20 protein-coding genes are annotated in these 20426 nt (G+C 65.5%); 17 read left to right on the forward strand and 3 right to left on the reverse strand.

The genetic code is table 11. The features are described 5' to 3' along the window. Positions 1–8: 8 nt before the first annotated feature. Genes AB5I84_RS06575 through AB5I84_RS06585 form a run of 3 tightly spaced genes read left to right on the forward strand, consistent with a single transcriptional unit; the run spans position 9 to position 3089 of the window. Complete coding sequence (locus AB5I84_RS06575; protein WP_369455060.1) at positions 9–776, forward strand: 3-hydroxyacyl-CoA dehydrogenase; 768 nt, start codon at positions 9–11, stop codon at positions 774–776. A gap of 10 nt (positions 777–786) precedes the next feature. Beyond that, positions 787–1965, forward strand: a complete 1179-nt coding sequence (locus AB5I84_RS06580; protein ID WP_369455061.1) for an acetyl-CoA C-acyltransferase — start codon at positions 787–789, stop codon at positions 1963–1965. Next, on the forward strand, positions 1965–3089 hold the full coding sequence (locus AB5I84_RS06585; protein ID WP_439650190.1) for an acyl-CoA dehydrogenase family protein: 1125 nt from the start codon (positions 1965–1967) through the stop codon (positions 3087–3089). Before AB5I84_RS06580 ends, AB5I84_RS06585 begins: the two co-directional genes overlap by 1 nt. A gap of 30 nt (positions 3090–3119) precedes the next feature. Here the strand turns inward: AB5I84_RS06585 and AB5I84_RS06590 are convergent, their stop codons facing one another. Further along, a complete protein-coding gene (locus AB5I84_RS06590) occupies positions 3120–3563 on the reverse strand; it encodes a YchJ family protein (protein WP_369455063.1) in 444 nt (147 codons plus the stop codon). 150 nt (positions 3564–3713) lie between these two features. On the opposite strand from AB5I84_RS06590, the gene AB5I84_RS06595 reads away from it, so the two are divergent. The 13 genes from AB5I84_RS06595 to AB5I84_RS06655 all read left to right on the forward strand — a co-directional run bounded on the left by AB5I84_RS06595 (position 3714) and on the right by AB5I84_RS06655 (position 17806). Then, positions 3714–4847: an aminotransferase class V-fold PLP-dependent enzyme gene (locus tag AB5I84_RS06595; RefSeq protein WP_369455064.1), complete on the forward strand. Its 1134-nt coding sequence runs from the start codon at positions 3714–3716 to the stop codon at positions 4845–4847. A 221-nt stretch (positions 4848–5068) separates the two neighbouring features. Next, positions 5069–5713, forward strand: coding sequence for a phosphoribosylanthranilate isomerase (locus AB5I84_RS06600; RefSeq protein WP_369455065.1), 645 nt, complete (start codon positions 5069–5071; stop codon positions 5711–5713). A gap of 2 nt (positions 5714–5715) precedes the next feature. Beyond that, a complete protein-coding gene (gene trpB / locus AB5I84_RS06605) occupies positions 5716–6927 on the forward strand; it encodes a tryptophan synthase subunit beta (protein ID WP_369455066.1) in 1212 nt (403 codons plus the stop codon). Positions 6928–6936: 9 nt separating this feature from the next. Further along, the gene (gene trpA / locus AB5I84_RS06610) at positions 6937–7746 is read left to right on the forward strand and encodes a tryptophan synthase subunit alpha (RefSeq protein WP_369455067.1); all 810 of its coding nucleotides are present in this window, start codon (positions 6937–6939) and stop codon (positions 7744–7746) included. 2 nt (positions 7747–7748) lie between these two features. Continuing rightward, positions 7749–8636, forward strand: a complete 888-nt coding sequence (gene accD / locus AB5I84_RS06615) for an acetyl-CoA carboxylase, carboxyltransferase subunit beta (RefSeq protein WP_369455068.1) — start codon at positions 7749–7751, stop codon at positions 8634–8636. Between the two features lie 77 nt (positions 8637–8713). Continuing rightward, positions 8714–9958, forward strand: coding sequence for a bifunctional folylpolyglutamate synthase/dihydrofolate synthase (locus AB5I84_RS06620; protein ID WP_369455069.1), 1245 nt, complete (start codon positions 8714–8716; stop codon positions 9956–9958). Next, entirely contained in the window at positions 9942–10574 is a 633-nt protein-coding gene (locus AB5I84_RS06625; RefSeq protein ID WP_369455070.1) for an SPOR domain-containing protein, read from the forward strand. The genes AB5I84_RS06620 and AB5I84_RS06625 overlap by 17 nt, the downstream gene beginning before the upstream one ends. A 90-nt stretch (positions 10575–10664) precedes the next feature. Then, entirely contained in the window at positions 10665–11165 is a 501-nt protein-coding gene (locus tag AB5I84_RS06630; RefSeq protein ID WP_369455071.1) for a CvpA family protein, read from the forward strand. Positions 11166–11203: 38 nt separating this feature from the next. Beyond that, on the forward strand, positions 11204–12733 hold the full coding sequence (gene purF / locus AB5I84_RS06635) for an amidophosphoribosyltransferase (protein ID WP_369455072.1): 1530 nt from the start codon (positions 11204–11206) through the stop codon (positions 12731–12733). Between the two features lie 33 nt (positions 12734–12766). After that, positions 12767–13981 carry an O-succinylhomoserine sulfhydrylase gene (locus AB5I84_RS06640; protein WP_369455073.1) on the forward strand — a complete coding sequence of 405 codons (1215 nt, stop codon included), beginning with the start codon at positions 12767–12769 and terminating at the stop codon, positions 13979–13981. Between the two features lie 44 nt (positions 13982–14025). Beyond that, the gene (locus tag AB5I84_RS06645; RefSeq protein WP_369455074.1) at positions 14026–14934 is read left to right on the forward strand and encodes an AAA family ATPase; all 909 of its coding nucleotides are present in this window, start codon (positions 14026–14028) and stop codon (positions 14932–14934) included. Continuing rightward, the gene (locus AB5I84_RS06650) at positions 14931–15896 is read left to right on the forward strand and encodes a DUF58 domain-containing protein (protein ID WP_369455075.1); all 966 of its coding nucleotides are present in this window, start codon (positions 14931–14933) and stop codon (positions 15894–15896) included. Before AB5I84_RS06645 ends, AB5I84_RS06650 begins: the two co-directional genes overlap by 4 nt. Continuing rightward, the gene (locus tag AB5I84_RS06655; protein WP_369455076.1) at positions 15893–17806 is read left to right on the forward strand and encodes a transglutaminase TgpA family protein; all 1914 of its coding nucleotides are present in this window, start codon (positions 15893–15895) and stop codon (positions 17804–17806) included. Before AB5I84_RS06650 ends, AB5I84_RS06655 begins: the two co-directional genes overlap by 4 nt. 14 nt (positions 17807–17820) lie before the next feature. Here the strand turns inward: AB5I84_RS06655 and ycaC are convergent, their stop codons facing one another. Then, positions 17821–18441: an isochorismate family cysteine hydrolase YcaC gene (gene ycaC / locus AB5I84_RS06660; protein WP_369455077.1), complete on the reverse strand. Its 621-nt coding sequence runs from the start codon at positions 18439–18441 to the stop codon at positions 17821–17823. Next, a complete protein-coding gene (locus AB5I84_RS06665; protein WP_369455078.1) occupies positions 18438–19373 on the reverse strand; it encodes a pirin family protein in 936 nt (311 codons plus the stop codon). Before AB5I84_RS06665 ends, ycaC begins: the two co-directional genes overlap by 4 nt. Before the next feature lie 112 nt (positions 19374–19485). Between AB5I84_RS06665 and AB5I84_RS06670 the strand changes: the two genes are divergently transcribed. Then, positions 19486–20415 (forward strand): LysR family transcriptional regulator, encoded by a 930-nt coding sequence (locus AB5I84_RS06670; RefSeq protein WP_369455079.1) that lies wholly within the window; start codon positions 19486–19488, stop codon positions 20413–20415. Positions 20416–20426: the final 11 nt, after the last annotated feature.

Here is a 20426-nt window from a genome sequence, read left to right on the forward strand (position 1 = left end):
CCAGCACCATGAAGATGGAAGGCAAAGTATTTCTGATCACCGGGGGCGGCTCCGGCCTGGGTGCGGCGGTGGCCAGCATGGCGGTCAATGCCGGCGCTAAAGCAGTGCTGCTCGATATCAATCCGGAAGCGGGCCGCGCCATGGCCGCGTCGCTAGGCGCCGCTGCGCTGTTTGTGCAGACCGACGTCACCAGCGCCGAGCAGGGCGAAGCGGCGCTGCAGGCGGCGATCGAGCAGTTCGGTCAAGTGGATGTGATGGTCAACTGCGCCGGCATCGCACCGGGCGAAAAAATCCTGGGCAAGAATGGTCCGCACCAGCTGGACAGCTTCAGCCGCGCGGTGCAGATCAACCTGATTGGTACTTTCAACATGCTGCGGCTGGCGGCGGCGGCCATGGACCGCAATGCGCCCGGCGACAGCGGTGAGCGCGGCGTCATCATCAACACCGCCTCGATCGCTGCCTACGACGGCCAGATTGGTCAGGCCGCTTATGCTGCCGCCAAAGGCGGAGTGGTGGCGCTGACGCTGCCGGCGGCCCGCGAATTGGCGCGCCATGGCGTGCGTGTGGTGACCATTGCGCCGGGTATTTTTGCCACGCCGATGATGGCCGGCATGCCGCAACCGGTGCAGGACAGCCTGGCGGCCACGGTGCCGTTCCCGTCGCGGCTGGGTGAGCCGGAAGAATACGCTGCGCTGGTACGCCACGTGGTGGAGAACAGCATGCTCAATGGCGAAGTGATCCGTCTCGACGGCGCACTGCGCATGGCCCCCCGCTGAGGAACAGATGATGGAACAAGATCCGATTGTCATCACCGGTTATGCCCGCACGCCAATGGGCGGTTTCCAGGGCGCGTTGTCGTCGGTGGACGCGTCAGTATTGGGCGCCACCGCCATCCGTGCCGCGCTGGGTGAACTGCCGGCCGAGGCGGTGCAGGAAGTGATCATGGGTTGCGTGCTCAGCGCTGGCCAAGGCCAGGCGCCGGCGCGGCAGGCCGCGCTGGGCGCTGGGCTGTCGCTGTCGGCCGGTGCCACCACCATCAACAAAATGTGCGGTTCCGGGCTCAAAGCGGTGATGTTCGCCCACGACCTGCTGCACGCCGGCTCTGCCGAGGTGATGGTGGCCGGCGGTATGGAAAGCATGTCGTTGGCGCCGTACCTGCTGCCGAAGGCCCGTGCCGGTATGCGCATGGGCCACGGCAGTGTGCTGGACCACATGTTCCTCGACGGCCTCGAAGACGCTTACGACAAAGGCCGCCTGATGGGCACCTTTGCCGAAGACTGCGCGCAAGCCTACGGCTTCACCCGTGAGCAGCAGGATGCCTTCGCGGTGGAGTCACTGCTACGGGCGCAAAAAGCGATTGCAGCGGGCTATTTCAACAGCGAAATCACTCCGGTGACTGTCAGCGATCGCCGTGGCGAACACCAAGTGAGCATTGATGAGCAACCGGGCAAAGCTCAGCTCGACAAGATCCCGACCCTGCGCCCGGCGTTTCGCGCCGACGGTACCGTGACCGCCGCCAATAGCTCGTCGATTTCCGATGGCGCCGCGGCACTGGTGCTGATGCGGGCCTCGGAAGCGGCACGGCGCGGTCTGGTGCCGCGTGCGCGCATCATCGGCCACGCCACCCACGCCCACCAGCCGAGCCAGTTTGCCACCGCACCGATCGGTGCCATCCGCAACTTGCTGACCCGTACCGGTAGCGCGCTGTCGGATTATGACCTGTTCGAAGTCAACGAAGCCTTCGCCGTGGTGGCGATGGCGGCGATGCGTGATTTGGGGCTTTCCCATGAACAGGTGAACATCCACGGCGGCGCCTGTGCGCTGGGCCACCCGATCGGCGCTTCCGGCGCGCGGGTGCTGGTGACGCTGCTGGCGGCACTGGAAACCCACGGTCTCAAGCGCGGCATCGCCACGCTTTGCATTGGCGGCGGTGAAGCCACCGCGCTGGCGGTGGAGCGGTTGTGATGTTGACCGAAGAACAGCAGCAGATCCGCGACGCCGCTCGCCAGTTCGCTCGCGAGCGGTTGGCGCCCGGCGCCGCGCAGCGCGATCGCGACCATGCGTTTCCGGCCGCCGAACTGGCGGAATTGGGTGCGCTCGGTTTTCTCGGCATGCTGGTGCCGGAGCAATATGGCGGTTCCGACACTGGCATGGTGGCTTATGCGCTGGCACTGGAAGAAATTGCCGCCGCTGAAGGCGCGACCAGCACCATTGTGTCGGTGCACAGTTCGGTGGGTTGCGTGCCGATCCTGCGCTTTGGCAACGAAGATCAGAGAGCGCGTTTTCTGCCGCAGATGGCACGCGGAGAGTGGATTGGCGGCTTTGCGCTGACCGAACCCGGCGCCGGCTCCGATGCGTCTAGCTTGCGCACCCGTGCGCGCCGTGACGGCGACCATTACGTTATTGATGGGGCCAAGCAGTTCATCACCAGCGGCAAACACGGCCAGGTGGTGATCGTGTTTGCAGTGACCGATCCGGCGGCGGGCAAGAAAGGCATCAGCGCGTTTATCGTGCCCACCGACACGCCCGGCTACGAGGTGACCACGGTGGAGCAGAAGCTCGGCCAACACGCCTCGGACACCTGTGCCTTGGCGTTCACCGATATGCGCGTGCCGGCGGCCAACCGGCTGGGTGAGGAGGGCGAGGGTTACCGCATCGCGCTGTCGAACCTGGAAGGCGGGCGCATCGGCATTGCCGCCCAAGCAGTGGGCATGGCCCGGGGCGCTTATGAGGCGGCGCTTGCCTATGCGCGCGAACGGGTGACCTTCGGCCGGCCGATCATCGAGCACCAGGCGGTGGCGTTCCAGCTGGCGGACATGGCCACCCGCATTGATGCAGCACGGGAAATGGTGCTGCGCGCGGCGCGCCTGCGTGAAGCCGGTCAGAGCTGTCTGGTGGAAGCCAGCATGGCCAAGCTGTTCGCATCGGAAATGGCCGAGCAGGTGTGCTCAAGCGCCATTCAGATTCACGGCGGCTATGGTTACCTGTCTGACTACCCGGTGGAGCGTATTTACCGCGATGTGCGGGTGTGCCAGATCTACGAAGGCACCAGCGAAGTGCAGCGGTTGGTCATCGCGCGTCATCTTTGAACTCGGTACCCCGGGCGCTACCGCCCGGGCTTAGCCGCAACACTGCTTGAACTTGCGCCCGCTGCCACAGGGGCAGGGCAGGTTGCGGCCGGGCTTCACCGGGTGGTCCTGCACGGCGCCATCGACATAGCGCCAGTGGCCGTGGTCGCGACGGAAACGGGACTGCTCTTCTAACACGCCCCAGTGCGTGCCGTGGCGATAGTGCGCGCGGTAATGCACTTGGCCTTGGTCGCCCTCTTCGTGCTGCGACAACAGCTCCAGCCGCAACCATTGCAGCGCCGGTTCCAGCGTCAGTTCCAGTGGCCGTGTGCTGGCATCCCAACTGGCCAGCAGATACGGCACCAGCCCCAGCACATACGCACTGTAGCGAGAGCGCATCAGCGCTTGCGGATCGGCGGCGGCAGCGCCGTGGTGCAATGGTTGGCAGCAGCTGGCGTAGGTGTGGGCCGGGTTGCACGGGCAGGGCTGGGACATGGTCGAGCTCGATCAGCAGGGGCAGGGCGTCGGTTGTACGCCACAAATCACCGGCTGTTAAGAGTTGTGGCGTCACAGAGGTTTCGCGGCTGCGGTGGATGCTCTATAACACAGCGCAGGCAATTCCCCTCCAGCGTTGGGAGATCACCCGTGTCCACAAGCATTTCTGCCGTCGATCCGGACGGGCTGGCCGAGTTCTCGGTGGTGTTCACCGATCGGTCCCTGAACCACATGTCACAACGTTTTCAGCAAGTGATGCGGGATATCTCCCGCGTCCTGCGCACGCTTTACAACGCCGACGGCGTGGCGCTGGTGCCCGGTGGCGGCACCTTCGGCATGGAAGCGGTGGCGCGCCAGTTCGGCAGCGGCCAGCGCTGTCTGGTGGTGCGCAACGGCTTCTTCAGCTTCCGCTGGAGTGAGATTTTTGCCGCCGGCGGTATCCCGTCGGAGGAAGTTGTGTTGAAAGCCGCGCAGCTGTCCGACGCGCCCAAAGCGCCGTTCGCGCCGTTGCCGGCGGCTGAGGTGGCGGCCCGCATCCGCGCCGAGCGACCGGCGTTGGTGTGCATGCCGCACGTGGAGACTGCCTCCGGCATTCTGCTGCCGGATGACTACCTGCGCGAAGTCAGTGCGGCGGTGAAAGAAGTGGGCGGTCTGTTGGTGCTCGACTGCATCGCCTCCGGTGCATTGTGGGTCGACATGCGCGCCACCGGCGTAGACGTGCTGATCAGCGCGCCGCAGAAAGGCTGGAGCGCGTCCCCCTGTGCCGCATTGGTGATGCTCGGTGAGCGCGCCATGGCGCGGCTGGCGGAGACTCGCAGCACCAGCTTCGCCTGTGATCTGGCGCGTTGGCAGCAGATCATGGCGGCCTATGAACAAGGCGGCCACGCCTACCACGCCACGCTGCCCACCGATGCGTTGGTGACGTTGCGTGATGCGATGCTGGAGACCGAACAATTCGGCTTTGAGCGAGCCCGCGAGCAGCAATGGGCATTGGGGCGCGCAGTGCGCGCGCTGCTTGAAAGCAAGGGGCTGCCGAGTGTGGCGGCCACTGGTTTCCAAGCGCCCTGTGTGATTGTCAGCTACACCGATGAACTGGATCTGCACAACACCCGGCGCCTGATGGCTGAGGGCGTGCAGACCGCGTCCGGGGTGCCGCTGCAGTGTGACGAGCGGCCGGAGTTCCGCACCTTCCGCATCGGCCTGTTCGGGCTCGACAAACTGTCCGACGTGGACGGCACCGTGGCGGTGCTGACGCAAGCGCTGGACAGCGCGCTGGCGGGCTGAACCAAGAACCCGTCGCCACCGTTGTCAAGCGGCGGAGGCGGGAGTAGGGTGAACCATTCGTTTCCCAATTTCCTGCGACTGCAACGCGCGGGGGCTTTACGGCCTCACGCGTGGGCAGCGTTGTTTGCTAGGATGCGCCTTCACTTTTTGTCTTCGCCGCTGCCGGCCGCAAACACTGTTGCGCTGTCGGCTGTTGGCAATGCGGTCTGGAGCCGGCTGCTGTGTCCGTACGCGTGAAAATCTGTGGCCTGACCCAAGTGGACGATGCCCTCGCGGCAGCGCGTTTGGGTGCGGACGCCATCGGGCTGGTGTTTTATGCGCCGAGCCCGCGTGCGGTGACCGTTGCGCAGGCGCGCGCCATTGTGGCGGCCCTGCCGCCGATGGTGACCACGGTGGGACTGTTCGTAGACGCTGCTGCGACAGAGGTGCAGCAGGTGCTGGGGCAGGTGCCGCTGGATGTTCTGCAATTCCACGGCGACGAAAGCGCTGACTATTGCGCCCGCTTCGGCCGGCCCTGGTGGAAGGCGCTGCGGGTGCGGCCGGGGCTGGATTTGTCGGCGGCCGCTGCACACTACGCTGCCGCCCAGGCGCTGCTGCTGGACGCCTATGTGCCCGGTGTGCCGGGCGGCACCGGCGAACGATTCGACTGGTCATTGATCCCGCCGGCGCTGCCGTTGCCGGTGATCCTGGCCGGTGGGCTCACGCCCGACAATGTGCGCACTGCCATCGACAGCGCTGCGCCCTGGGGCGTGGATGTCAGCGGCGGTGTGGAAGCCATCGATGACCAGGGCCGTAAACGGCCCGGAATCAAATCAGCCGCCGCCATGGCGGCATTGATCGAGCATGTACGCAACTTGAGGAGCTGAGGGTGTCAGACCGTCCCGATTATGCTGCGTTTCCGGACGCACGCGGCCACTTTGGCGCGTTTGGCGGACGCTTCGTGTCCGAAACACTGATGGCCGCACTGGAGGATCTGGAACAGACCTACCGTGCCCTGCGCGATGACCCGGCGTTCTGGGCCGAGTTCGACCAGGACCTGGCCCAATATGTGGGTCGCCCCTCACCGCTTTACCTAGCCGAACGATGGAGCCGTGAATTGGGCGGTGCCCAGGTGTTCTTCAAGCGCGAAGACCTGAACCACACCGGCTCCCACAAAGTGAACAACACCATTGGTCAGGCGTTGCTGGCCAAGCGCATGGGCAAGCGCCGCATCATCGCTGAAACCGGGGCCGGCCAGCACGGCGTGGCCACCGCCACGGTGGCGGCGCGGTTGGGCCTGGAATGCCAGGTCTACATGGGTGCCGAGGACGTGGCGCGGCAGAAGCTCAACGTGTACCGCATGCACCTGCTGGGCGCGGAAGTGATTCCAGTGCACGCCGGTTCTGCCACGCTTAAAGACGCCATGAACGAAGCGATGCGCGACTGGGTCACCAACGTCGACCGCACCTTCTACATCATTGGCACTGTGGCCGGTCCGCACCCGTATCCGATGATGGTGCGTGACTTCCAGCGCGTGATCGGCCGCGAAGCCCGCGCCCAGCATCTGGCGCAAACCGGTAAGCTGCCGGACGCGCTGGTGGCCTGTGTCGGCGGCGGCTCCAACGCCATCGGCCTGTTCCATCCGTTCCTCGATGATGACGGCGTGGCGATGTACGGCGTCGAAGCCGGTGGTCATGGCATCGACACCGGTCGTCATGCGGCGCCGATTGCCGCCGGTCGCCCCGGTGTGCTGCACGGCAACCGCACCTTCCTGATGGAAACCGACGACGGCCAAATCATCGAGACTCACTCGGTGTCTGCCGGCCTCGACTACCCGGGCGTGGGCCCAGAGCACGCCTGGTTGAGCAGCGTCGGCCGTGCGCAGTACGTCAATATCACCGACGACGAGGCACTGGCTGCGTTCCGCGAGTTGACGCTAGTGGAGGGCATCATGCCGGCACTGGAGTCGTCCCATGCGGTGGCCTACGCCAAGAAGCTGGCACCGACGCTGTCGCCGGAGCAGAGCATCATCGTCAACCTGTCCGGACGCGGCGACAAGGACATCCATACTGTGGCCGCCATCGACGGCATCGAATTCTGAGGAGCCGCTGTGAGCCGTATTGCAGAGACGTTCAAAAACCTGGCCGCCCAGGGCCGCAAGGCACTGATCCCGTTCGTCACCGCCGGTGATCCGTCACCGGCGGTGACGGTGCCGCTGATGCACGCCATGGTCGAGGCTGGGGTCGACCTGATCGAGTTGGGCGTACCGTTTTCCGACCCGATGGCTGACGGCCCGGTGATCCAACTGGCTTGTGAGCGCGCGCTGGCCGCCGGCACCTCGCTGAGCGTGGTGTTCGACATCGTGCGTGAATTCCGCACCCGTAACGCCACCACCCCGGTGGTATTGATGGGCTACCTGAACCCGGTGGAAGCCATGGGTTACGAGGCGTTTGCCGAACGTGCCGCCGCCGCCGGCGTGGACGGTGTGCTGTTGGTGGATCTGCCGCCGGAGGAAAGTGAACCGGTGGCGGATATCTTCCGCAGCCACGGTGTAGATCAAGTGTTCTTGATCGCGCCGACCACCACTGAAGCCCGTATGGCGCGCATTGCTGCCGCCGGCAGTGGCTTCCTCTACTACGTGTCGCTGAAGGGCGTCACCGGCGCCGCCACCCTCGATACGGAGGAAGTGCGCGCCAAGGTGGAAACAATTCGCAAACATGCGCAATTGCCGATCGGTGTGGGCTTTGGTATCAAAGACGCCGAGTCCGCCCGGGCCGTTTCTCGGGTGGCGGATGCGGTGGTGGTGGGCAGCGCGCTGGTACAGCGCGTGGCCGACAATGCCTCGCAGCCGGACAACATTCCCACACAGGTGGCGCAGGTTCTGTCCGAAATGCGCGCCGCCATGGACGAGAGCGACTGAGCATGAGCAGTAACAGCAGCTGGCTGGAAAAGATTCTCCCGGCCATTCGCCGCAGCGAGGAACGCAAGTCCTCCGTACCGGAAGGACTATGGCGTAAGTGCCCGCGGTGTGACGGAGTGCTTTACCTGCCGGAGCTGGAGCGCAATCTCGAAGTGTGCCCCAAGTGCGAGCATCACCTGCGCATCGGGGCGCGCAAGCGCCTCAAACTGTTCCTCGACGAGGGCAGTCAGGCCGAAATCGGTGCCGACATCGGTCCGGTGGATATCCTCAAGTTCCGTGACTCGAAAAAGTACAAAGACCGCTTGGCGGCGGCGCAGAAAGACACCGGCGAGCAGGATGCACTGGTGGTGATGCGTGGCAGCCTCAAGCAGCTACCGCTGGTGGCTGCGGCGTTCGAGTTCAACTTCATTGGTGGTTCCATGGGTTCGGTGGTGGGCGAGCGTTTTGTGCGCGCCACCGACATGGCGCTCGAGCAGCGCATTCCGCTGGTGTGCTTTGCTGCCAGTGGTGGCGCGCGCATGCAAGAAGGCCTGTTCTCGCTGATGCAGATGGCCAAGACCAGCGCCGCCTTGCAGCGCCTGCGTGCTGCCGGCGTGCCGTTCATTTCGGTGCTGACCGATCCGGTCTACGGCGGCGTTTCCGCGTCGCTGGCGATGCTGGGCGACATCAATCTGGCCGAGCCCCATGCGCTGGTGGGCTTCGCCGGCCCGCGTGTGATCGAGCAAACGGTGCGCCAGAAACTGCCGGAAGGCTTCCAGCGCAGTGAGTTCCTGCTGGAGCACGGCGCCATCGATCAGATCGTTCACCGCCATGAGATGCGCGACACCGTGCACCGGATGCTGGCCTGCCTGACCCGCACCCCGGTCGAGCCGGAAGACGAATCCGCCTGACCCCATGCGCCCCCGGGTGAAGCTTGGCCCGGGGGCCGCTATCATGCGCTCCTTCCTTACGGTCCGGGGTGCCCTGCATGGCTCGTTCCCTCGCGCAATGGCTTGCGCACATCGAATCCCTCCATCCTGCTGAAATCGAGCTGGGGCTGGAGCGCCTCGCTACTGTGGCCGACCGTTTGGCGCTACGTCCGTGGCCAGGGCCGGTGATCACCGTGGCCGGCACCAACGGCAAAGGCTCCACCGTCACCTTGCTCGACACCCTGGCGCGCGCCGATGGTGTGCGCACCGGGCTCTATACGTCGCCGCACCTGCTGCGTTTTAACGAGCGGGTGCGCATCGACGGCGCGGAAGCGGAGGATGCCGCCTTGGTGGAGGCGTTCGAAGCGGTCGATGCCGCCCGTTGCCGCAGCCCTGAGGTGGCGCTGACTTATTTTGAGTTCACCACACTGGCCGGATTGTGGCTGTTCTGCCGTGCGGGGCTGGATCTGTTGATTCTGGAAGTGGGCCTCGGTGGTCGGCTGGATGCGGTCAACTTGATTGATCCGACCGTGGCGGTGATCACGTCGGTGGGGCTTGATCACACCGATTGGTTGGGCGACACCCGTGAGCTGATCGCCATGGAAAAGGCCGGCATTCGTCGCGCTGGGCGGCCGCTGCTGTATGGCGAGATCGATGTGCCGCACAGCATCGCCGCGCTGGACAACGGCGAGCTACCACTGCTGCGGCAGGGCCGCGAATTCGGCAGTCGCGCCGGCGAGCTGTATTGGCAGGGTGGCGCGTGGCCATTGCCGGCGACGGTCGCGCTGGGCGAAGACAACCTCGCCACCGCGGTGCAGGCGCTGACGTTGGCGCTGCGAGCGCCGTCTGCCGCCGCGCTGGCGCAGGCCGCCGCCCGCACCTTGCCAGGACGCTGTGAACATCACCGCCGCAACGGCGTCGACTGGTATCTGGATGTGGGCCACAACCGCGAGGCCATGGCGCGCTTCGCTCGCCGGGTGCCCGCCAGCGCCGGGCGCACCTTTGCGGTGTGCGCCATGCTCGGCGACAAGCCCGCCGAGGCCATCTTGGCGCTGGTGCCTCAGGTGCAGCGGTGGTTGCTGGCGCCCCTCAGCGCCGGGCAGCGGCCGGGTAATGCCGAGCGCCTGGCAGCGCTGCTGGCGCCGGGCAGTTTCGACGCCTATCCTTGCGTGCAGACCGCGCTGGCCGCTGCAGCCGCCGCTGCCCAGCCCGGTGATCGGGTGCTGGTGTGTGGCTCTTTCTACACCGTGGCCGATGCCCAGAACTTCCTGACCGGCGGGGACGAGTGTGAACAAAACCGTTAAACAGCGTCTGGTGGGCGCATTGCTGTTGCTGCTGGTGGCCGCAATTTTGGTGCCGCTGACCCTGCGCACCCCGGACCAAGTGCGGGTGGCGCTGGATCTGGAGGTGCCGCCGGCGCCGGAGTCTACACAGATGGTGTTGGAGCCGGTGATCACCAGCGGCCAACAGCAAGCAGTGACCGAGCAGATTGAGCACGACCGCGCCACACTGGCCGCTGCCGGCGAGCGTTATAACGAGCAGGCGGGGCAGGACGAACCGCCCAGCGTAGTGGCCACGCCCGCCCCGGAACCGGCGCCGGCGCCGACCCCAGCGCCCGCTCCCGCACCCGAACCGAAGCCTGCTCCGGCGCCAGAGCCCGCGCTGTCGGGGTGGGCGGTGCAAATCGGCAGCTTCAGCCAGCCCGACCGTGCCGCCAGCGAAGCCCAGCGGCTACGCGACCAGGGCTACCGTGCCTTTACCCGTGCCGCCGTCAGCGGCGACGGCAAACCGCTGCACCGGGTCTATGCCGGGCCGGACGTGCAGCGCGCTGATGCCATCGCGCTGCGTGACCGGCTGGCGGCCGATACCCGCCTCGGTGCCAACGGCGTATCCGGCCTAGTGGTGTCACTGGCGCCGTGACCGGGATTTTTTTCGGTCACGCCGGGGGCGGTGGTGGCGGGGCGGGGAGACGCTCTGTTACCATGCGCCCCCTCATCTTTTGGTAGGCCTATGAATCCCGCAGACGGCGCGATCTTGTTCATTATTGCCGTGTCGGCGCTGATCAGCGTGCGGCGCGGATTCATGCGCGAGGCGTTGTCGCTGGTTACCTGGGTCGCTGCCTTTGTGGTGGCGCGTCTGTTCGGCCCCGGCCTTGAAGTGATGCTGGAGCCCTCCATTGAAATGCCGAGCGTGCGCCTGGCGGTGGCGTTCGGTGCGTTATTTTTGGCCACCCTGATCGTGGGTGCCTTGCTCGGCCATGTGCTGGGCGAATTGATTCGTGTCACCGGCCTGAGCGGCACCGATCGCCTGCTCGGTATGGTGTTTGGCGCCGTGCGTGGCGCGCTGCTGGTGTTGGTGCTGGTGGTGCTGTCGCGGCCGATCTTCGAAGAAGATCTGTGGTGGCAAACCTCGTTGCTGGTGCCGGAATTTTCCATGATGGAAGACTGGTCACGGGATGTGGCGCACGACATTTTCGTCTGGATCATGGGCGTCGGCGACGCGGACGTCTGATCAGATCTGATCATTGCAGAAACCGAGAGGTACCGAGCATGTGCGGCATCGTGGGCATCGTTGGGCGCTCCAACGTCAACCAGAGCATCTATGATGCACTGACAGTGCTTCAGCACCGCGGGCAGGACGCGGCCGGCATTGTGACCTGCGATGGCGATCGCCTGTTCATGCGCAAGGACAACGGCATGGTGCGCGACGTGTTCCGCACCCGCCACATGCGCCGCATGATCGGTCACATGGGCATCGGCCATGTGCGCTATCCCACCGCCGGCTCGGCCAGTTCCGCCGAAGCGCAGCCGTTCTACGTCAACTCGCCCTACGGCATCACGCTGGCGCACAACGGCAACCTGACTAACTCCGAATCGCTGGCGGAAGACATCTACCGCGCTGACCTGCGCCACATCAACACCAACTCTGATTCCGAAGTGCTGCTGAACGTGTTTGCCCACGAGCTGCAAAGCCTCGGCAAACTGCTGCCGCAGCCGCAGGATATTTTCGAAGCAGTACGCCGCGTGCACCGCCGGGTGGAGGGCGCCTACGCGGTGGTGGCGATGATCACCGGCTACGGCATCCTTGCCTTCCGCGACCCCCATGGCGTGCGCCCGGTGTGCTTCGGCCGCCGCGAGACGCCGAACGGCCCGGAATACATGGTGGCTTCCGAAAGCGTGGCGTTGTCCGGCCTCGGTTTTCATCTGGAGCGCGATCTGGCGCCCGGTGAAGCGTTGTATATTTCTGCCGAAGGCGAGCTGTTCACCCAGCAGTGCGCGGATAATCCGCAGTTGAACCCGTGCATCTTCGAGCATGTTTACCTGGCGCGTCCGGACTCGATTATGGACGGCATCTCGGTCTACAAAGCGCGGCTGCGCATGGGCGAGAAGCTGGCGGATAAGATCCTGCGCGAGTGGCCGGATCACGACATCGATGTGGTGATCCCAATTCCCGATACCAGCCGCACTTCGGCGCTGGAGCTGGCCAACCGGTTGGATGTGAAGTACCGCGAAGGTTTCATCAAGAACCGCTACATCGGCCGCACCTTCATCATGCCGGGGCAGCAGCAACGCAAAAAATCGGTGCGCCAGAAACTCAACGCCATCGAGCTGGAGTTCAGCGGTAAGAACGTGCTGCTGGTGGACGACTCCATTGTGCGCGGCACCACCTGCAACGAGATCATCCAGATGGCGCGCGACTGCGGCGCCGCCAAGGTCTACTTCGCTTCAGCTGCGCCCGCGGTGACCCATCCCAACGTTTATGGTATTGATATGCCCGCTGCGTCGGAGCTGATTGCCCACGGCCGCAGCGTTGAAGAGATCTGCCGCATCATCGGCGCCGACCGCCTGATTTACCAAGACTTGGACGATCTGGTGGACGCCTGCCGTGAAGGCAATGCCGACATTTCCCGCTTCGAGTGTTCCGTGTTTGATGGCCAGTACGTGGCCGGCCACATCGACGCCGCCTACCTGGGCGATCTCGAGCGCTCGCGCAGTGATGCGGTGCAGCGCAGCAACGACATGGAGCGCCTCGCAGCGCTGGCTGAAAACGAAGTGATCGACCTGCATAACGCGGAGTAATCCGCTGCTGACTTTTTCAGGAGTGACAGAGTAATGAGTGAACGGCAGTTGCCGGCCGACCTGGACATCGAGAGTCTTGCCATCCGCGCCGGCGAATTGCGTACCGAGCAGATGACCCACTCGGAACCACTCTTCCTGACCTCCAGCTTCGTCTATGAAAACGCCGCCCAGGCGGCGGCGCGCTTTGCCGGTGAAGAGCCCGGCAACGTCTACTCGCGGTTCACTAACCCGACGGTGCGCATTTTTGAGCAGCGGCTGGCCGCGCTGGAAGGGGGGGAGCGCTGTGTGGCGTTCGCGTCCGGCATGGCGGCCATCACTGCCACCTTCTTTGCCTTGCTCAAGCCCGGCGATCATGTGGTCAGCTCGCGCAGCTTGTTCGGCACCACCAACGTCATCTTTGACCGTTACCTGAAGAAGTTCGGGGTGCTCAGCACGCTGGTGGATTTGGCTGATCTCGATGCGTGGCGTGCGGCCATCCGTCCCGAAACGCGCTTCTTGTATCTGGAAACGCCGTCCAATCCGCTCGCCGAAGTTGGCGACATCGCCGCGCTGGCGGCGTTGGCTCATGAGCACGGTGCCGAGCTGATCGTCGACAACTGCCTGTGTACCCCGGCGCTGCAACGGCCATTGGCGCTGGGTGCCGATTACGTGATTCACAGCGCGACCAAGTACCTGGACGGGCAGGGTCGCTGCCTCGGCGGGGCGGTGGTTGGCCGTGACCAGCCGCTGGAAGAAATCTTCGCTTTCCTGCGCTCCACCGGCGCCACCCTCAGTCCATTCAACGCCTGGGTGTTCCTGAAAGGGCTGGAAACGCTGCCGCTGCGCATGAAAGCCCACTCCGACAACGCGCTGGCGCTGGCGCAATGGGCCGCCGCCCAAGCCGGCGTTGCGCGGGTGCATTATGCCGGTCTCGATGACCATCCCCAGCATGCACTGGCTGCTGCCCAGCAATCCGGTTATGGTCCGGTGCTGTCACTGGAGCTGGTGGATGCCGATGGCAACGCCGATCGCCAAGCGGCGTGGCGTTTCATTGATGCCATGCAGCTGCTGTCGATCACCGCCAACCTCGGTGACGTGAAAACCACCATTACCCACCCGGCCAGCACCACCCACGGACGTGTCGCGGCTGAAGAAAAGCAGCGCGCTGGCATTACCGAGAACCTGGTGCGGATTGCGGTGGGGCTGGAAAGCTTGGCGGATCTGAAAGCGGACTTGCAGCGGGGGCTGCAGGCGCTAGGTCACCGCTGAGTGCCTGCTCCGGGGGGAGCACTCATGTCGTCGGGGGACCATTGATGCACTCACTTCAGGCGGTGTTAGCTGCCTTGGATTCGGTGGTGTTGGGCAAGAGCGCCAGCACCCGTCTCGCACTCACCGGCCTGTTGGCCGGTGGCCATCTATTGATCGAAGACGTGCCGGGTCTGGGCAAGACTACGCTCGCCCATGCGCTGGCGCGGGTGCTGTCGCTGTCGTTCCAACGACTGCAATGCACCAGCGATCTGCTGCCGGCGGACGTGGTCGGCGTCAATCTGTTCGATGCCGAACGCCAGCAATTCGTGCTGCGTAAGGGACCGGTGTTCACCCAGCTGCTGCTGGCGGACGAACTCAACCGCGCCTCGCCGCGCACTCAGAGCGCGCTGTTGGAAGCCATGGAAGAGCGGCAGGTTACGCTCGATGGCACCACCCACGCGTTGCCGCAGCCATTCTTCGTGATTGCCACCCAGAACCCGCTGGAGCAGGGCGGCACCTTCCCGCTGCCGGAGTCGCAACTGGATCGGTTTCTGATGCGCCTCAGCCTCGGCTATCCCTCCGACGAGGTGGAGCGGGCACTACTGGCTGCCGGCGACCGTCGTCCGGCGGTGGCGGCGCTGGCATCCAGCATGGATGGTGCCGGGCTGCTGGCCGCGATGGAGCAGGTGTCGCAGGTGCGCGCCAGCAGCGAGTTAATCGCTTACGTGCAACGGCTGCTGGCCCACAGCCGCCAGTGCGGCCGCTTCGTGGCCGGGCTGTCGCCCCGCGCTGGCCTCGGGCTGCTGCGCGCTGCACGGGCTTGGGCGTTACTGGAAGGCCGAGATTATGTGATCCCCGATGATGTGCAGGCGGTGTTCTGCGCGGTGGTGGAGCACCGTTTGCAGCCGGTGTCCGGCAGCGGGTTGACCGCGCCGGGACGCTGGTTGCTGGATGCGGTGGCGGTGGTGCCGTGAGCCGCCGCCGGCCCCACGCACTGCAGCAGAGGTGGCAGGCGTGGCAGGCCCGCCGCTTTCCCGCCCGTACCGAACAGCAACTCAACCAGCGCCGTATTTTCATCTTGCCGACCCGGCTCGGGGGCCTGTTCCTCGGCGTGGCGCTGCTGATTTTCCTCGGCGGTATCAACTACGAAAACAACCTCATGCTGGGGCTGGCGTTCCTGCTGGTGAGCCTGTTCGTGGTGGCCATCGTTCACACCTACCGCAACTTGGCCGGCCTGACGCTGCGCAATGGCGGCAGCCAATCTGGCTTTGCCCACGCTAGCGGCGCGTTCGGCGTGCAGCTGCAGGCCGGTGATCGCCGTGCTCACTGGAGTCTGGAGCTGGTCAGCACCGCCGGTGCGCCGGTGACGCTGTCGCTGCCCGCCGGCAGTCAACAGACTGCGTGGCTGCCGATGGCGCTCCCACGGCGCGGCTGGCACCCGGTGCCGAGGCTGCGCGTCAGCAGCCGTTACCCACTCGGGTTGCTGCAAGCCTGGAGCTGGATACGGCTGGAGCAGCGCTGCTTGGCCTGGCCACAACCGCTGGCCGGTTCCGATTACCCCGGCGCCGGCGGCGGCCAGCGCGAGGACGCCACTCAGCGCGCGGACGCCAATGAGCTGTTTGCCGGTCACCGCCGCTACCGCGAGGGCGACCGCTTGCGCGATGTGGACTGGCGCGCCTATGCCCGGGGCCGGGGCCTGCTGGTGATGGAGCGCGAGGCACCGGACAGCGGTGGTGAGTGGCTCGACTGGGACGCGCTGGCCGGGCTGGATACCGAGCTGCGGCTGTCGCGGCTGGCCCATTGGGTGTTGGTGCTGCGCGATCGCGGCCAGCGGTTCGGCCTGCGTCTGCCGGATGGTGAGCTGCCGTTGGGGCAAGGTCCACAGCATGCCGAGGCGGCTCTGACCCGGCTGGCAGAATTTGGAGCGCCATCATGAGTGGCTACCAAGTCCCTCACCATGGCGTCGGCCTGCTGTTGGCTGGGGCGGTGTCAGCGTCGGCGTCGTTAGCGTGGTTTGCACCGCTGTGGCTGCAGTTGTTGTTGCCGGTGGTGGTGGTGTGGCGGCTGCTGATCCAGCGTCGGCGACTGCCGGCGCCGGGCCGCTGGCTGCGTGCCGCGCTGGCGTTGGTCGCGCTGGCCGGCACTCTCGCCAGTCACCGCACCGTGCTTGGCCCTGAAGCCGGTACTACGCTGCTGCTGGCCGCGTTTGCGGTGAAATTGTTGGAAATGCAGCGCCAGCGCGATGCCTATGTGGTGCTGGTGATGGGCTACTTCGTCACCGCTGCTGGTTTTCTGTTTGCCAAGGGGCTGCTGGGCGCGGGTGGGGCGCTGCTGGCGCTGGTGCTACTCACCGCTGCGCTGGTGGCGCTGCAACGTCCGGAACCTTTGGCGCGCGCGCGTGACCATCTGCGGCTGTCCGTGCTGATGCTGCTGCAGGCGCTGCCGCTGCTGGTGGTGTTGTTTGTGCTGGTGCCGCGGCTGGGTCCACTTTGGGGGCTGCCGCAACCGGAGAGCGCGCGTACCGGTATGACTGACCATCTAGCGCCGGGCGACGTCAGTCAGCTGTCGCAATCCGCGGCGCTGGCGTTCCGGGTGGAGTTCGATGGCCCGCCGCCGCCGGCGTCGCAGCAGTATTGGCGCGGTCTCACCTACAGCCAGTTCGACGGCCGCGGCTGGCGGCCAGGGCCGAGCCGGCCATTGCGGCCGGCCGGGCCGGACAGTGGCGCGCCCGGCTACCACGTCACCATGGAGCCAAGTGGCCAAAGCTGGCTCTATAGCCTTGATCACGCCGCCAGTACCACCTCCGGAGTGCGCCACTGGGATGACCGCCGGCTGGAATACCGCATGCCGCTGCAGGATGTACTGCGTTACCAAGTCCGCACCACAGTGGCCGCCCCGGGCGCGTTGTCGGAGGGCGAGCGCCGTCATTACCTGGCGCTACCGCCGCACTACAACCCACGCACCGAAGCGCTCGCCCAGCAGTGGAGCGCTGACCGCACCCCGGCGCAGTTGGTGGCGCTGATGGCCGCCTGGCTGCGCGAGCAACCTTTCCATTACAGCTTGGCGCCGCCGGCCTTGGGGCGGCACAGCGTGGATGAGTTCCTGTTCGACCAGCGCAGCGGCTACTGCGAGCACTACGCCTCGGCGGCGGCGGTGCTGCTGCGGTTTGCCGGCATTCCGACGCGAGTGGTGGGGGGTTATCAAGGCAGTGATCCGAGCCCGCAAGGCGGCCACCTGCGGGTGCGCCAGTACCACGCTCATGCCTGGGTGGAGTATTGGGATGACGCGCAGCGGCGCTGGGTGCTGTTCGATCCCACCGCAGCGGTAGCGCCGGACCGTATCGAGATGGGCGCTATCAGTCTACAACAGCAGCCGCAGGCGGCGCTGATGCTGCAGGCCGGCGCGCGGTTGCCGGGTTTGAAGGCGTTGCTGGACAGCGCTGAACACCTGCAATACTTGTGGCAGAAATGGGTGCTCAACTACCGCACTGAGCAGCAGGAAGCACTGCTGCAGCGCTGGTTCGGTGATCTGGATTTGCGCAAGTGGGCACTGATCATCGGTGTCAGTGGGTTGTTGGTGTTGCTGCCGATGGTGTTGTGGCTACGTCGCGGAGCACCGCGGCCGGCGCCGCTGCAGCGCGAAGCGCAGCGCCTCAAACGGCGTTTACGACGCCATGGCGTGACCATCGCTGATGGGCTGCCGGTGCGGCAGTGGCCGGCACAGATGCCGGACACCGCCGCGGCAGCGCGGTTGCAGCGCTGGGTGGCGCACTATGAAGCACTCGCCTACGGCGACGATAGCGCGGTCGAACTGGCCACCTTGCGCCGGTTACGGCGCCGGATCTAGGCGCCGCAACCGCCTTAGCTGGAGGCGCGCTGGTAGCCGTGGATCAGGTTGCGGTAGTCGGGGATGTGGTTGGAGAACAGCTGTCCGAGACCTTCCACATCATTGCGCCAGTCGCGATGCAATTCGCAGGCAGCGCCGAACCAGGTCAGCATCTGGGCACCGGCGGCGCTCATGCGCTCCCAGGCCGCGTCGCGGGTCATCGGATTGAAGGTGCCAGAGGCATCGGCGATCACGAACACTTCATAACCTTCCTCCAGCGCTGACAGCACTGGGAACGCCACGCACACCTCGGTGACCACCCCGGCCACCACCAGCTGTTTGCGGCCGGTGGCTTTCACTGCGGCGAGGAAATCCTCGTTGTCCCAGGCGTTGATCTGGCCCGGGCGGGCAATGTAGGGCGCATCCGGGAAGATCTCTTTCAGTTCCGGCACCAGCGGGCCGTTGGGGCCGTCTTCAAAACTGGTAGTGAGGATGGTCGGCAGGTTGAAGTACTTCGCCAAGTCCGCCAGCGCCAGCACGTTGTTCTTGAACTTGTCCGGGTCGATGTCGCGCACCAGTGACAGCAGGCCGGTTTGGTGGTCGACCAGTAGTACGGCGGCTTGGTCTTTGTCGAGTCGGTTATAGCGATAGCTCATGGTGATACCTCATTGGGGGTCAGTGGGGGGAGGGCGTCCTTGCCGACGCCGGTGGAGCCTTGCGGTGAGCGCGGGGGCCAGCGGCCGAAGCGGCCTTGGCGCAGGTCCAGTTCGGCCTGATCCAATTCACTGGCGTGATTCATCACGAACGGGCCGCGGCCAGCCACGGGTTCGTTGAGTGGGGCGCCGCTGAGTACCAGCAGCCGGCTGTCCTGGTCGGCTTGCAGCAGCAGCTGCTCGCCAGCACGACCGAGCTGGGCCACCTGGCCATCGGTCAGCAGTGTGCCTTGCACTCGCACCGCGCCGCGCAGCAGCACTGCTAGTGTGGTCCAGCCGGCTGGCAGCGCTAATTGCGGGCGCGCGCCGGCTATCAGCTGCATATCGTAGAGCGCCAGAGGGCTGTGGGTACGGGCTGGCCCGTAAGCGCCGCCAGCGTTGCCTGCAATGACCCGCAGCGTGCTGCCGAGCGGGTCGAGCTGTTGCAGCGGGATATCAGCAGCGCGCAGCGCTTGGTAACGCGGTGTAGTGAGCTTGGCGGCACGCGGTAAGTTCACCCATAACTGCACCATCTCGAAGCGGCCGCCATGGTCGGAGAGCTGCGGACCGTGGAACTCGTCGTGCAGGATGCCGGCGCCGGCGGTCATCCACTGCACATCGCCGGCACCGATTAAGCCGCCACCGCCGCTGGAGTCGCGGTGCGCTACATCGCCGTCGTACACCAAAGTGACGGTCTCAAAGCCACGATGTGGGTGCACGCCGACACCGCGTGGCGGGGTCTGCGGCGGAAAGTCCAGCGGCCCGGCGTGGTCGAGTAACAAGAACGGACTGATGGCCTCGGCATCAGCCTGGTAGCTGAACAGCGTGCGCACCGGAAAACCGTTGCCAACCCAATGCGGGGCAGGCGCCGAGTGGATGGAACGCAACGCTTTCATGCCGTCTCCAGATCAGGCCGAGAGTAGGAGCAGGTTATCGTTGCAATGAAGACCGCAGTAGACGGTAAAAATGCAGTACTCTTTTCCACTGGTGGAACAATGGAGCGCTGAAATGCCCGAACTGCGTTTGCATGGTTTGGACCTGAATGACCTGCGTTACTTTGCCGAGGTGGTGCGTCATCGCGGTTTTGCTGCCGCCGGGCGCGCGTTGGGAGTGCCCACGTCCACCCTCAGCCGGCGCGTAGCCAAGCTCGAACAGCAGTTGGATGCCCGGCTGTTACAGCGCTCCACCCGCAGCTTTCACGTCACCGATGTCGGCGAGCTGTTCTACCGCCATTGTCACGCCATGCTGGTGGAAGCGGAGGCGGCGCGCGATGCGGTAGACAGCCTGCGCGCTGCGCCGCGCGGCCAAGTGCGGCTGTCATGCCCGATCACACTGCTCAATGCCCATGTCGGCGCCATGCTGGCGGCGTTTTTGCAGCGTCACCCGCAGGTGTCGATCCAGCTCGATGCCACCAACCGCCGCGTCGATGTACTCAGCGAGGGGCTGGATCTGGCGATTCGGGTGCGGCCGCCGCCGCTGGAAGACAGTGACCTCGTGCTCAAGGTGCTGGCCGATCGCGGCCAGTGCCTAGTGGCCAGTCCTGAGTTGCTGGCGGAGCGCGGCATGCCGAGCCATCCGCAGGCGTTGGCGGATTGGCCGGGACTGGCGCGCGCCCACCCCGGCCAGACTGAGTTTGAATGGCAGCTGTTGCATCAGGATGGCCGCCGTTGTCAGGTGCGTTTCGAGCCGCGCCTGGTGACCACCGACCAGATTGCACTGCGACGTGCGGCAGAAGCAGGGCTTGGGGTGGTGCAGTTGCCACGGTTGCTGGTCAGCGAACAGTTTGCCGAGCGCCGCTTGGTGCCGGTGTTAGAGCAGTGGGAACCACGCCGCGAGCTGATCCATGTGGTATTCCCGTCGCGGCGTGGACAGTTGCCGGCGGTACGAGAGCTGATCGATTTCCTTGCCGCCGAGTTCGCCGCCATTGATGAAGACTGAAGCAATGGACA

This window comes from Alcanivorax sp. REN37 (assembly GCF_041102775.1).
GTDB lineage: Bacteria > Pseudomonadota > Gammaproteobacteria > Pseudomonadales > Alcanivoracaceae > Isoalcanivorax > Isoalcanivorax beigongshangi.